General features: G+C 44.6%; 13 protein-coding genes and 1 pseudogene. 6 read left to right on the top strand and 8 right to left on the bottom strand.

The annotated features are described in order from the left end of the window. Nucleotides 1-131: 131 nt before the first annotated feature. Nucleotides 132-230 (top strand): annotated as a pseudogene (locus XMG48_RS10175) (quaternary ammonium compound efflux SMR transporter QacL); the annotation flags it as partial. Between the two features lie 464 nt (nt 231-694). Further along, nucleotides 695-1,039, top strand: coding sequence for a DUF3147 family protein (locus XMG48_RS10170; protein WP_173481955.1), 345 nt, complete (start codon nt 695-697; stop codon nt 1,037-1,039). 43 nt (nt 1,040-1,082) lie between these two features. Here XMG48_RS10170 and XMG48_RS10165 read toward each other — a convergent pair whose 3' ends face one another. From XMG48_RS10165 to XMG48_RS10135, 7 genes are all read right to left on the bottom strand, one after another. Further along, nucleotides 1,083-1,604, bottom strand: coding sequence for a cytochrome b (locus tag XMG48_RS10165; RefSeq protein WP_173481954.1), 522 nt, complete (start codon nt 1,602-1,604; stop codon nt 1,083-1,085). 150 nt (nt 1,605-1,754) lie between these two features. Then, nucleotides 1,755-2,438, bottom strand: coding sequence for an ATP-binding cassette domain-containing protein (locus tag XMG48_RS10160; protein ID WP_173481953.1), 684 nt, complete (start codon nt 2,436-2,438; stop codon nt 1,755-1,757). Between the two features lie 12 nt (nt 2,439-2,450). Then, complete coding sequence (locus tag XMG48_RS10155) at nt 2,451-3,623, bottom strand: FtsX-like permease family protein (RefSeq protein ID WP_173481952.1); 1,173 nt, start codon at nt 3,621-3,623, stop codon at nt 2,451-2,453. Then, nucleotides 3,620-4,840, bottom strand: a complete 1,221-nt coding sequence (locus XMG48_RS10150; RefSeq protein ID WP_173481951.1) for an HlyD family efflux transporter periplasmic adaptor subunit — start codon at nt 4,838-4,840, stop codon at nt 3,620-3,622. The genes XMG48_RS10155 and XMG48_RS10150 overlap by 4 nt, the downstream gene beginning before the upstream one ends. Nucleotides 4,841-5,058: 218 nt before the next feature. Then, nucleotides 5,059-5,745, bottom strand: coding sequence for an SOS response-associated peptidase (locus tag XMG48_RS10145; protein ID WP_173481950.1), 687 nt, complete (start codon nt 5,743-5,745; stop codon nt 5,059-5,061). A 213-nt stretch (nt 5,746-5,958) separates the two neighbouring features. Next, on the bottom strand, nt 5,959-7,188 hold the full coding sequence (locus tag XMG48_RS10140) for a site-specific integrase (RefSeq protein WP_173481949.1): 1,230 nt from the start codon (nt 7,186-7,188) through the stop codon (nt 5,959-5,961). A 200-nt stretch (nt 7,189-7,388) separates the two neighbouring features. Then, nucleotides 7,389-8,240: a YicC/YloC family endoribonuclease gene (locus tag XMG48_RS10135; protein ID WP_254443638.1), complete on the bottom strand. Its 852-nt coding sequence runs from the start codon at nt 8,238-8,240 to the stop codon at nt 7,389-7,391. Nucleotides 8,241-8,325: 85 nt separating this feature from the next. On the opposite strand from XMG48_RS10135, the gene rph reads away from it, so the two are divergent. The 3 genes from rph to XMG48_RS10120 are packed head-to-tail and all read left to right on the top strand — an operon-like array spanning nt 8,326 to nt 10,321. After that, entirely contained in the window at nt 8,326-9,093 is a 768-nt protein-coding gene (gene rph, locus XMG48_RS10130) for a ribonuclease PH (protein WP_305792080.1), read from the top strand. 31 nt (nt 9,094-9,124) lie between these two features. Beyond that, on the top strand, nt 9,125-9,709 hold the full coding sequence (locus XMG48_RS10125) for a HupE/UreJ family protein (protein ID WP_173481947.1): 585 nt from the start codon (nt 9,125-9,127) through the stop codon (nt 9,707-9,709). Between the two features lie 3 nt (nt 9,710-9,712). Beyond that, nucleotides 9,713-10,321, top strand: coding sequence for a hypothetical protein (locus tag XMG48_RS10120; RefSeq protein ID WP_173481946.1), 609 nt, complete (start codon nt 9,713-9,715; stop codon nt 10,319-10,321). A gap of 46 nt (nt 10,322-10,367) precedes the next feature. Here XMG48_RS10120 and XMG48_RS10115 read toward each other — a convergent pair whose 3' ends face one another. After that, on the bottom strand, nt 10,368-11,141 hold the full coding sequence (locus XMG48_RS10115) for an exodeoxyribonuclease III (protein ID WP_173481945.1): 774 nt from the start codon (nt 11,139-11,141) through the stop codon (nt 10,368-10,370). 167 nt (nt 11,142-11,308) lie between these two features. On the opposite strand from XMG48_RS10115, the gene pyrE reads away from it, so the two are divergent. After that, nucleotides 11,309-11,956 (top strand): orotate phosphoribosyltransferase, encoded by a 648-nt coding sequence (pyrE, locus tag XMG48_RS10110; RefSeq protein WP_173481944.1) that lies wholly within the window; start codon nt 11,309-11,311, stop codon nt 11,954-11,956. Nucleotide 11,957 lies beyond the last annotated feature (1 nt).

The raw sequence follows: 11,957 nt of genomic DNA, 5'->3' as shown, positions 1-11,957 counted from the left end.
AGCTTCTTTAAGCAGAGTGACGATTTTGCTCTCGCTGAATTTTGACTTTCTCATTGGATCTCCTCCATCGACTTATGATGTCAGAAATCTCTAGTTTTGACTTGTGCACTTTTAGGGGAAGTCTACGTATGCACGGTCAAAAACTTGACCTTTGGGGATATGTTGGGATGGGGTTAATCGTTAGTGGCGTTGTTGTTCTCAACTTGCTTTCAAAAACTAGCGCACATTAATCCAGTGCATCTAATAAGTTACTCAAGTGTACTGCGTCTGCTATACCTGGCTAAGAGGGGCAGTTATAGCTACTTTTCAGGCCACCTAGCAAGGCGTTAATGTCAGCTTTGGGTCGTGAATAGCCGCCCAGCCCTAATTTAAAGCGGACGGATTATGTATCACTAGGTATTTGTTATCCGTCCGTCCACAACCTTAGGCGCCTAGTTACAAGAACACTCAATCATGAACTTATCTGTACGTTCTTGTACGTCAAAACCAGTTCTGTGTAGAGGCTTGTATGTAAAGGTTCTTGGATGGATACATGAGAACTAGGTGTATGGTTGTGTAGGTAATTCAGGAGGGCTAGTTTTGGTGTATGCACCAGTAACAATGAGGGGCTGTTACCGGCACAGAACGGACACTGACGCTTTCAAATATTAATGGATATAATCTGAGTCAGAACCAACTCTGTTGAGAGGCGTACATGGCTTACTATTTAGTAAAAGTGCTAGTTTCGAGCATTCTGATTGTTCTTGTATCTGAGATTGCCAAACGAAGCTCAGTTTTTGGCGCTGTGATCGCATCTGTTCCATTAATTTCAGTCATCGCAATGATCTGGCTTTATATGGACACTGGAGATATTCAAAAGGTCCGAGATTTAGCGGCAAGCATCGTATGGTTGGTCATCCCTTCTCTCATACTCTTTATCGTAATGCCCATTATGATTGATAAAGGTTTTAGTTTTCAGGTCAGTCTTTTTGCAGGGCTAGGCGCCATGATAGCGTCTTACGGGTTAACGCTGGTGATATTAAACATGGTGAGAGTTTAAGCGGATGCACCACCTACAATATGCAGGTGGTACTCAAGAGAAGTTATTTAAAGGGTGATATGCGACTCATGATCTGATCCTTTTTAACAAACTGATGCATTAGGGCAGCAAGAATGTGAATAACAACGCCAGCGAGAAGTAGCTTAGACCCTAACCCGTGCACGATTCGTACAGGTGAGCCAAAGAAGTCTTCAGGTAACTCACCTACTCCAGTCACAATCAACTCCATCAAACCTGAACCAATTCCCATCACTACACCTGAGATCACCACCACAAGTGATAATAGGTTAAGCACTTTGGGCGCTAATGCTCCGAGCTTATCCATCACAGGTGAGTCAGACACAATATGCGCAGGCTGTTCAGTTTTAAGTGCCCATATGATTCTGAACAGTATAAGTACCAAAGCAATACCACCGACAATTGAGTGAATGGTCAGTTTGCCAAGTTTATCAGGATCAGAGTTTGGAACTTCAGACAGGATAAATGTACCTGTTATAAGAAGGAATGAGATTACCGCAGCACTTAGCCAATGCACGACACTTTGAACTCGATTATAGGATTTCATAGAAGCACCACTTAGATATTAGATTTGTCTAATATAATAGATGGCTATTGGTAAATAATTGATAACGATCAATATAGTTGTCGATTATGGTGGCTTTGGGTCGTCTTTAACCGCTCTGATATGCTTAGCTTAACGGCACATAGCATAAGCTCATACTATATCTACGATTTTTCCATCTTCTAACTTAAGGATTCGATCTGCACGATCCAAAATCCTATCATCGTGAGTAACTAGAAGTGTTGTTGTGCCTCTAGCTGCACCAAGCCGCTTAAGAAGGTCAACCACATCTGATGCGCTATCTTTATCCAATGCCGCAGTAGGCTCGTCTGCAAGTACCAATGTAGGATTCCCTACCAATGCTCTTGCCACAGCTACTCTTTGCTTTTGTCCACCTGAAAGATTGGCAGGGAGATAATGTAACCGACTTGATAAACCTACCAAATGTAACGCTTGTTCAGCGGCTTTGTATGCTAATTCATCAGACACGCCCGAACGAACTTGAACACCCATAACAACATTTTGTACCGCTGTTAAACTTTCATGCAGGTTATGAGCCTGAAAAATAAAACCTAAACGCTGACGAATTGAAGTTAGTTTTTCATGGGAAGCTCCATTTAACTCTTGATCAAGTAAGTTAATTGATCCCTCATGAATTGATCTCAAACAACCTATCAATGTCAATAACGTTGTTTTTCCTGAGCCTGATGGCCCCATCAATACAGTTAAGCTTCCCCTTGGTAACTCTAAATTAATATCAAAGAGAGCTTGCTTACTTGCCTCACCACTCCCGAACCAAAAGTTCAGATCTTTAACAGCAACGACTGGCTTATCCACAATGATTTCCCCTTAAAATAAGTCGGCTGGATCAGCAGCTGCTAGACGCCTAGTGGCGATCAAACCAGAAAAAATTGAGAATATTACAGTACCAATAAACACTGATACCGCCATTAGAGGCGTCATAGTCAATGGTAGATTCGTCATTTTCCCCATGAAAGTTAAAATGACAGTCCCTACAAACAACCCTGGCACAAAACCAAAAAGACCTAGAATTACTGCCTCTTCAACAATAATGCTTTGGAAGAACTTATTACCATAGCCCATCGCTTTAAACGTTGCATACTCTCTCAAGTGGTCTGCAACATCTGCGGATAGAACTTGATAAACAATCACTATTCCAACCAACACACCTATCAAAACACCAAAGCCAAAGATCAGACCTGTAGGCTTCTGAGTCTGCTGGTATTGAACATCCTCATTTGAGGCTTCTGAGTAACTACGCAATCTGAGGGATTTATCTGAGATTAGAGTTTTTAATCGACCTACAACTACTTCGGTATCAGCTCCTGCGCGAAGTTTCAGTAAGATGTGATCGGGCGCTGACGAACTCCGAGATGGAAAAAGGGATAGGAACGTCTGGTCAGATACAAACATATAACCATCACCACCAAATCCACCACCCCCTGAAAATGTATCAATAGCCGTAAGTGTTTTATTAAGAGTTTCAAAACTAAGTGGTGTTTGCGGTCTGATTGCAGCTGCCTCTTCAGAAGACAACCCTCTCGCCAATCGATCCAAAACTCCTGAATTTTGAATCTGAAGCAACCTTAAATCTTTAGAAACATCATCTGAAATAAAATCAGGTTTAAGAGGGTCAACACCAAAGGTAGTCAGTGAAATTGATTTTTCTCGCCTATCCCAAGGAACATTGCCGACAAACAATCCTGTAGCGCCTACTACATCAGAATCTGATAAGGCTTTCAGCATCCATTGACGAGCGACATTTCCACCTTCAGTTAGTGAATTTGCATCAACAGCAGAAATCATAATGTCCGCTTGAAAAAACTCATAAGGTCTTAATGTGGCAATCTCCATAGAATTCATAATGCCTAGTTGGACGAACACCAGAACATTTGCGAAGGCCACACCAGCTAGTGCTGAAGCAAATCGGCTACGCTTATAAGTTAGCTGTAACCACCCTACAGGTAGTCGACCAAGTATTCGCTGAAGTAAGCTACTCATTTATCCAACCTAATACTTGCTCCGCTATCGATACGAGCTATAGCCTCAAGGTTGGTATAACGGGAAGCTATTTTAGAAGATGCTTGGTCAAGCTTAACCAACACCGTAAACACCCTGGCATCAGAGTTGGCGGCAGCGTCATCTGATATAAGTCCCTGTCGTCCAACAGTTATACCAATCTGTTGGACTGTTCCTAGTAATTTTTCCTTTAAAGAATTTGCCGTCAGCTCCACAGGCTGTCCAACCTGTACCTCAACAATACGATCTTGCCAAATCTCAACTTCAGCCATCATTTGTCTCGTGTTCCCCATTTCCATTATCCCATCGACAGGCGGGCGCTGACCTGGAGTTACATGAATATCCAGAATGGTACCATCTATAGGCGCTCGAACAACGGAACGATTTAGATCTAGTTTAGCTCGTGCCAATTCAGCTTTTGCAGATTCAAAATTTCGTTCTGCAACCACTACATCAGGTTGCTCTTCAATGGCTATCGATGAAAATCTAGCCAATGTGGCCTCCGCACGAGTGACTGATTGCAGTGTTTCAAGCTGGCGAGATTTAGCAGAATCAAGTGCAGCAGCGGTTGTTAAGCCTTTATCTTTTAATGCCTGTGTACGTTCAAAATTGGCTTGAGCATCTACAGCTGAAGCCCTAGCCAGATCCAAGCTCGCTTGAGCTTCATCTCTACTGGCTTGAACAGCGTGTTTAGTTTGTATAACTGAAGCTTCCCGAACAGCTAGTCCAGCTTCAGCAAGTAATACTGCACTTTCAAGAGTATCTCTATTATCGAGATATGCTAAGGGATCATCCTTAGATACTTCATCACCAATCGAGACATTAATTTTTGCAACTCGTGCATCACCTGCACCGTATGGAGATGCAACTATCGCAATATCACCTTGAGGTATGATTTTAGCTAAACCAACCACATCACTGGGAAGTAAGGTTAGTTCCATTTCTTTAGGAAGGTTGATTTCTGGAGGAATTGCAATTGGTGACTTAGATCCTGCACCAGGCTCTAAGCCTGTCATAATGTAAAATTTTTGAAGCCCTGGTGGCTGGAAATACATTCCTAAGACAGCACCTAAAAACATAAATAAAGGGAGAATCAGAATGATTAAATATTTCATTTTAAAACTCATCTTTGGAGTTTTAGGGGCATTTTCTGGGTAATTGATTTGTAGGGGCAGATCCGACTCTTGTTGCTTAACCATAGCGCCTTCTCATCTTTATAAAGATTTCAAATAATGTTTCTGCGAATGTACAAGCAATATCCCGCTTAATCGCTAGAACTTCACAACTGCGGATACTTTATATTAGATAATACTAATATTCAATGCTATCAAGCACCTACTTCCCAAGAAAAACGCTATATACCAATTAGAGTCTCTCTACGAATGTCTCTTATGGGTCGTGAGCCGCCTCCCAACAGTCAGCTGGATACTACAACCTCTTGGCTACTGTTGAGGTATCTAGGGGCCTCTTTAAGCCGACTATTATTGATTGATGGATCTATCGCTCTAACAAGCATATTTTGCGGTAGTGGAGCTTTCAGAAGCTCTCGTAGATCATTTAAATCTGCCCTCTCTTCTAACCAAGTATTTGCCTGATCTGAATCCAGCAACAAGGGCTGCCGGGAGTGGAATGGTTTAAAGTCCTTACTCGCGTTTGTCGTTACCATTGCGCAGGTATCTAGAACAATCTCGCCATCAGTCCATTGAGACCAAACACCTGCTGCAGCCATACAACCGTGTTCATACTTAACTAGATATGGCTGTCTAATAGCCCCCTCCTTACGCCATTCAATAAACGACGTCATAGGTATGATGCTACGGTGATGTCTAAAGCTACCCTGGAAGGCCTTGCTCTTATCTAGAGTCTCAGCTCGAGCATTAAACATAGAGTACTGGGTAGTGATCTCCTTAGCCCAAACTGGCGTTAACCACCACCGCATAGGTCTTAAGGCTCTGATACCTTCTTCTTCCGAGATAACTGGGATTTGCTCAGTAGGTGCTAGGTTAAAGAAGCTCGGGATGTCCTTACGACCAAACGTAACACCTAGGCGATCCATTAGTGCCTGGGTATCGTCATTGTCTTCTAGGTTGTATCTACCGCACATTCAATCACTCCATCTAGTTATTTGAATATACCGGATAAGAGGCGTTGAGCAATTGATTAGATACTTATTAGAGAGTTAGGGTGCGCAAGAAGTACGCAGGATGTGTGCAACAAGTGCGCAGCATCTATGCAAGAAGTGTGCACAATTGCAGGGGTGTGAAAAATTGCGCACTTCGCACCTAAAAATTTTTAGTGATGCTTATGTTTTGCGCACCTAAATTTGTTGAGTTGGCTGGAGACTGGTTACCTTTTTAGCCAACAAGTCCAACGCTTCCTTTCGTTCATCAAAATAATCATGTTTGTTATAAACACCTTCTACCCCCTTCAGCTTATGATTGAGACACCGCTCGGCCACATATCCTGGAGTACCCTGCTGTGCCAGGAGCGTACGGCAAGTTCTTCGCAAATCATGAACGGCAAAGTGCTCCATATCACCCATCAGATTGGGTGGTTGCTTCTTTTTTCCAGCCTCATGACCGAATAGTTTAGATATCGCTCTATTTAAGGTATCTGATCCCATGTGAGGTCTAGAGCTTGTGCGTCGGCTTGGAAACACATAATCAGATCCAAAGGCTCTTATCTTTAACTCTCCAAACCATTCAAGCACCTGTGGAGCCAGCGGGACATCAAAACCAACATTAGTTTTACTTCTAGACGCAGGCAACTTCCATAAACCTTCCTCCAAAGAGAACTCTTCCCACTTAGCTTCGCAAAGTTCTGATTTACGAACCCCTGTTGATACTAATAGCAGACACGCCAAATAATTTTCGCGACTAAAACTTTTACTATTTGCTTTTGCCACTGAGAAGAATTGCTTTAATTCGCCTTCACTTAGGGCTCTCTCTCGACTCTTTTCCAAGCCACCTGCATCTCTAAATGTGAAAGCTGACGCTGGATTCAACCCCATCAAATCAAGCTTGATTGCATGGTTAAATAGTTGCTTACAATATCCCAATGCATCATTTGCTATCGCCATCCTTCCCGTTTTCTTAATTGCTTCGATAATATTTCGGATGTCACGTGCTGATAGCTGATCTAGTTTGAATTCACCGATATGTGGCGCTATGTCTTTTGTATAAATTCTCTTTGGAATCTGCGGATGCTTTAGCCTACTAGCAAGTGTCGGGTACCAGTCATTAAAGAGGTCATTTACTGTTCTGATACTTTCTTGTTTAGAACGCTGCTTAGCTAATAATGGATCCATACCTTCACGATTCTGTTTTTGCTTAGCCGCAGCTTCGAATCTAGCATCTTTTAGAGACAAGTCTGCATAATGGCCCAGCGTCATCTCTTTACGTTTCTTATTAGACGTATAACGCAGCATCCAATAAGGATTACCAGATTTAGGAATCACAAAGTAAAGACCAGCGCCATCAGGGTGTTTCCCTATTACATGTTTACTCACTAGAGACTGGATCTCTTTGACCGTCAGCTTCTCACTCATATCTAACCATTCAGTGTAATTAAATTATTACGCTCAATAATACCCACCACTGTAAATTGAGTAAATAACTAAATACCCACCTATTTACCCCCCAAATATCTCAGGATTTAATAGAGTCCCAGGAAATCCTACAGGACAATAATCACAAAAAAGCCCAGTAATTACTGGGCTTTATAAGGATTAAAAGATCCTACAGGATTCTACTCTATATTCTGTATATGCTCGCGCATCTGTTCAATCAAAACCTTAAGCTCTACCGCGCTTTGAGTCGTTGCGACGACAACGGATTTGGAGCCCAGTGTGTTAGCTTCACGGTTCAACTCTTGCATTAGAAAATCCAGCTTACGACCAATTGGCCCCTTCTCTATTAAGATGCGTCTTACTTCAGTCACATGGGTATCTAGACGGTCCAGCTCTTCTGCAACGTCGGCACGTTGTGCCAACAGCACTACCTCTTGCTCAAGACGTTCGGCATCAAGGTCGACTCCTAATTGCGACACTCTTTCGACTAGATTCGCTTTTTGATTTTCGATAATTTGCGGAATTTTTGATCTTATTTTGCCGACGATCGCCGCAATTGACTGCAACCTATCCTCTATCAAACCCGCCAACTCAATCCCTTCGCGATGACGGCCCTCAATAAGTTGAGCCAATGCGTCATCAAATAGCGCTAGCGCGGCCTGACCTACCTCACCAGGATCAGCTGAAGTGCTGTTCATCACGCCCGGGAATTGAAGCAGAGCCAAAGGATCAACCCTTCCCTCTGAAGCACCACTGAGTTTAATCTGCTGTAGCGCTTCATTAATCTGCTGCAACCGCACTTGATCCACTTGAACACTCTGCTGACCCACCGATTCATGGAACCGAAGCGAACATTCAACTTTGCCGCGGGCCAGGCGTTTGCGCAGCTTGTCGCGAATGGCTATCTCGTGCTGACGCATAAAGTCTGGAAGTTTGAAATGAGGCTCTAAGAAACGCTGATTAACCGAACGAATTTCCCAAACCAAGGTACCCCATGAAAATTCAGCTTCTGAACGGGCAAAAGCGGTCATACTCTGTGTCATATACTGTCAAACTCGATTACCATAGATTGATTGTCACTATAACAGCCGATGCCGGCACTTTTAAGGTACCTACATGAGCTCTCCACTCTCTGATCAATTGAAAAACCTAGGTTTAGATGCAATGCGCCCAAGTGGGCGTCAACCAGACCAAATGCGCGACGTTAAAGTCACTCGTAATTTTACAATGCATGCAGAAGGTTCGGTTTTGATCGAGTTTGGCAATACAAAAGTCCTTTGTAATGCGTCAGTTACTCGAGGTGTACCTCGCTGGTTGCGCGGATCAGGCTCAGGTTGGGTAACCGCTGAGTATGGCATGCTGCCTCGTGCAACCAATAGCCGCACCGATCGTGAGGCATCGCGCGGTAAGCAGTCAGGACGCACGCTTGAGATTCAGCGCCTGATCGGCCGTTCACTGCGTGCTGCGATTGATCTAGATAAGCTAGGCGAGAACACCATCACCATCGACTGTGATGTTCTGCAAGCAGATGGTGGTACTCGTACCGCCTCAATTACCGGTTCGTACATTGCGCTGATTGATGCGATCAACGAACTGAAAAAAGACAAAAACGGCGCACTAAAAGGCAACCCGATTAAAAACCAAGTCGCAGCTATTTCGGTGGGCATCTATAAAGGCCAAGCGGTATTGGATTTGGATTATGCAGAAGATTCAACAGCCGAAACTGATATGAACGTCGTCATGACTGAAACCGGCGGTTTTGTTGAAGTCCAAGGCACAGCAGAAGGTGCTCCTTACACTCAAGATGAACTGAATCAGATGCTAACCTTAGCTAAGAAAGGCATTGAAGAGCTCACAGCAATCCAAAAAGCCTCACTGGCGTAAGCAACTAAAATTTAATTTCCTGGAACTAAGAATGACTATCAAACAACTCGCTACAGCTCTATCTTTGATGATTTTCAGCAGCATGGCGTTTGCCCATACTGGTGAAGGTATCAACACAGGTTTTGCATCTGGCTTCTGGCACCCCATCATGGGTTGGGATCATGTCGTTGCAATGGTTGCAGTCGGCCTTTGGGGTGCTTTTTTAGGCGCACCCGCCATCTGGATACTTCCGGTCGTTTTTCCACTGGTCATGGCAATTGGCGGTGCTTTAGGCATTGCCGGTATGCCGCTTCCTGCAGTGGAGACGGGTATTGCGCTTTCGGGTGTGGTTCTTGGTCTGCTGATTGTCTTTGCTGTTAAGGCACCGCTATGGATAGCCGCTGTGATCGTGGGCATCTTTGCGATCTTCCATGGTCACGCTCACGGCACAGAGTTCCCAACAGAGTTTAACGCTTACGGTTATGCCGTTGGATTTGTAATTGCGACTGGTCTACTGCACCTTATCGGTATCGCATTTGGATTCCTAACCAAACTCGATTTTGGTGCGAGTTTGGTTCGTCTAGGTGGGGCGATCATTGCATTAGTCGGTGCTGGCTACCTATTTGGTGTGCTTTAACCTATGGTCTATCCATCACGCTCAATACTGCTTCTTTTGACCTCAGTGTTACTGCCTAACCTGGCAGTAGCGCATAGTTTTGGGGCTGGCACCGATCAATTTGCTAGTTTTGTTGAAGGGGCCAGCGTGGTGATCTTTGATCAAGTCACTCTATTTGCCACCCTCTCTTTAGGCCTAATGATTGCACTGTGGAAGAATCGCGGTGTGGTTCAAGCCCTTCCCCTCTTTGTTGTGGGGTTAGTCTTGGGCTTTTTACTGGCGCCTTCAGTAACCACCTGGGTGATGATGGGGGCTACGGTTGTCGGCGCTATCACTGCAACCCTGGGTGCTAGCTTGAACCAGCAGTTCAAACCGCTAACACTGATCCTTGCACTGTTTACTGGCCTGCTTGTCCAGATGGTCTCTTTGGAGGGGCATGTCTGGATGGAGTTAAGCGTCTCCATCTATGTCGGTGTGACACTTGGGGCGATATTGCCAGTGATGCTTGGCGCCGCAACCGGTGAGTTACTACTGGAAAAGCTGCCCGCAACCTTTTCACGAATTGCCGTCAGGGTAGCCTGCTCTTGGCTCGCAGCGATTCAGATCATGATGTTAGCTTTCTTCTCGCACTAACAATAAAATACCCTCGTAAAGAGGGTTTCTAAAATCCAATTCTCAATTAAAAATCGAGATCGTAATCCACGATGTAGGGTGCATGCTCAGAGAACTGCTGACCTTTGTAGATACTGCAGTGCTGAATGGTTTTACGCAGACCTTGAGTCGTAATCTGGTAATCCAAGCGCGCACCTTCATTTAGCTCACGGGCACGGTTGTAGTCTGGCCACCAAGTGTATTCGCGATCCGCTTTTGTACACTCACGCATTGTGTCGACGTAGCCCATTTCACCGAATAGCTCCTCCATGAACTCACGCTCTTCTGGAAGGAATCCAGATACGGTCTGATTGGCATACCAGTTACTCAAGTCGACCGGTTTGTGCGCAATTTTCATGCTACCGGCGAAGATGAATTCACGACGCTTGCGAAGAGTCTTCTCAAAGTGACTTTCAAATTGCTCAATGAACTTCTCTTTCTCTGCTTGAGCGTCTGGTCCTTTGAGACCCGATGGCACATTAAAAGAACCGACGCTGAATCGTTCGAAGTCAGCCTGAATATAACGGCCTTGGAAATCGCACTGTTCAAAACCTAAGCCGATCATAATCGCTTTAGGTAGACGGCGGGTGTAGATCGCTACACCGCTGTAGTCATCATCAAAGGCTTCAAAGAAGTAGGCTTCGTAACCCTCAGGGTGGTAGCGAGAATCATCTAATTGATACTCACGTGCACGAATGTTTTGCAAGCAGACAACATCCGCATCCTGCTTAACCATCCAATCGAAAAAGCCCCGATCAGCGGCTTGAACAATGCCTTGAGTATTAAAAGTAATTACGCGCATGAGTTCGAAGCGCTCCGTATAACTATTGTTGTTAGACTAAAGATTGCAATTGTAGCGATAGATTCATAAAAACGGAATTTTTTAAAGCTGAAAGAAGTTGGTTTGGGAGTTGAACTCTGTTCAGGTATCCTACGCGGATTAAACCCAGTTCTAAGGATTTCACTATTATGCAAAGCTACCAGCGTGAGTTCATCGAATTCGCAATCGAAAAAGGCGTTCTTAAATTTGGTGAGTTCACCCTAAAATCGGGTAGAACTAGCCCTTACTTTTTTAACGCAGGCCTTTTCAATACCGGTGATGCCATAGCAAAACTGGGTCGTTTCTATGCAGCGGCAATTGAAGACGCGAAGATCGATTACGACGTCATGCTTGGGCCTGCTTACAAAGGCATTCCCCTTGCAACAACGACCGTCGTTGCACTGGCAAATGATTTCGGTAAAGACGTTCCTTATGTTTTTAACCGCAAAGAGGTTAAGGATCACGGTGAAGGTGGCAACCTAGTGGGCGCACCACTCGCTGGCCGTGTTCTGATCATCGACGATGTCATTACCGCGGGTACCGCTATCCGTGAGGTGATGACGCTGATCGACGAAAATGGTGCAACACCAGCCGCCACGGTGATCGCACTGAACCGTATGGAACGAGGTACAGGTGAGCTTTCCGCCATTCAGGAAGTTGAGCGTGACTACAACATGCAAGTTGCTAGCATCATTTCCTTAGATGATCTCGTTGAGTACCTTGAAGAGCAAGGTGGTCGTGATGCTGAGTTAACGGCCATTCGAGCCTACCGTGACGAATACGGAATCAGCGCATAAC

The sequence above is a fragment of the Marinobacterium sp. xm-g-48 genome (genome assembly GCF_013282925.1).
Taxonomy (GTDB): domain Bacteria; phylum Pseudomonadota; class Gammaproteobacteria; order Pseudomonadales; family Balneatricaceae; genus Marinobacterium_E.
This window is presented reverse-complemented; position numbering and strand designations above follow the sequence as displayed.

Excerpts from the sequence above, each read along its gene's own strand:
- XMG48_RS10170 (WP_173481955.1), top strand. The coding sequence starts at position 695 with ATGGCTTACTATTTAGTAAAAGTGCTAGTTTCGAGCATTCTGATTGTT.
- XMG48_RS10165 (WP_173481954.1), bottom strand. The coding sequence starts at position 1,604 with ATGAAATCCTATAATCGAGTTCAAAGTGTCGTGCATTGGCTAAGTGCT.
- XMG48_RS10155 (WP_173481952.1), bottom strand. The coding sequence starts at position 3,623 with ATGAGTAGCTTACTTCAGCGAATACTTGGTCGACTACCTGTAGGGTGG.
- XMG48_RS10150 (WP_173481951.1), bottom strand. The coding sequence starts at position 4,840 with ATGGTTAAGCAACAAGAGTCGGATCTGCCCCTACAAATCAATTACCCA.
- XMG48_RS10145 (WP_173481950.1), bottom strand. The coding sequence starts at position 5,745 with ATGTGCGGTAGATACAACCTAGAAGACAATGACGATACCCAGGCACTA.
- XMG48_RS10140 (WP_173481949.1), bottom strand. The coding sequence starts at position 7,188 with ATGAGTGAGAAGCTGACGGTCAAAGAGATCCAGTCTCTAGTGAGTAAA.
- XMG48_RS10135 (WP_254443638.1), bottom strand. The coding sequence starts at position 8,240 with ATGACCGCTTTTGCCCGTTCAGAAGCTGAATTTTCATGGGGTACCTTG.
- rph (WP_305792080.1), top strand. The coding sequence starts at position 8,326 with ATGAGCTCTCCACTCTCTGATCAATTGAAAAACCTAGGTTTAGATGCA.
- XMG48_RS10125 (WP_173481947.1), top strand. The coding sequence starts at position 9,125 with ATGACTATCAAACAACTCGCTACAGCTCTATCTTTGATGATTTTCAGC.
- XMG48_RS10120 (WP_173481946.1), top strand. The coding sequence starts at position 9,713 with ATGGTCTATCCATCACGCTCAATACTGCTTCTTTTGACCTCAGTGTTA.
- XMG48_RS10115 (WP_173481945.1), bottom strand. The coding sequence starts at position 11,141 with ATGCGCGTAATTACTTTTAATACTCAAGGCATTGTTCAAGCCGCTGAT.
- pyrE (WP_173481944.1), top strand. The coding sequence starts at position 11,309 with ATGCAAAGCTACCAGCGTGAGTTCATCGAATTCGCAATCGAAAAAGGC.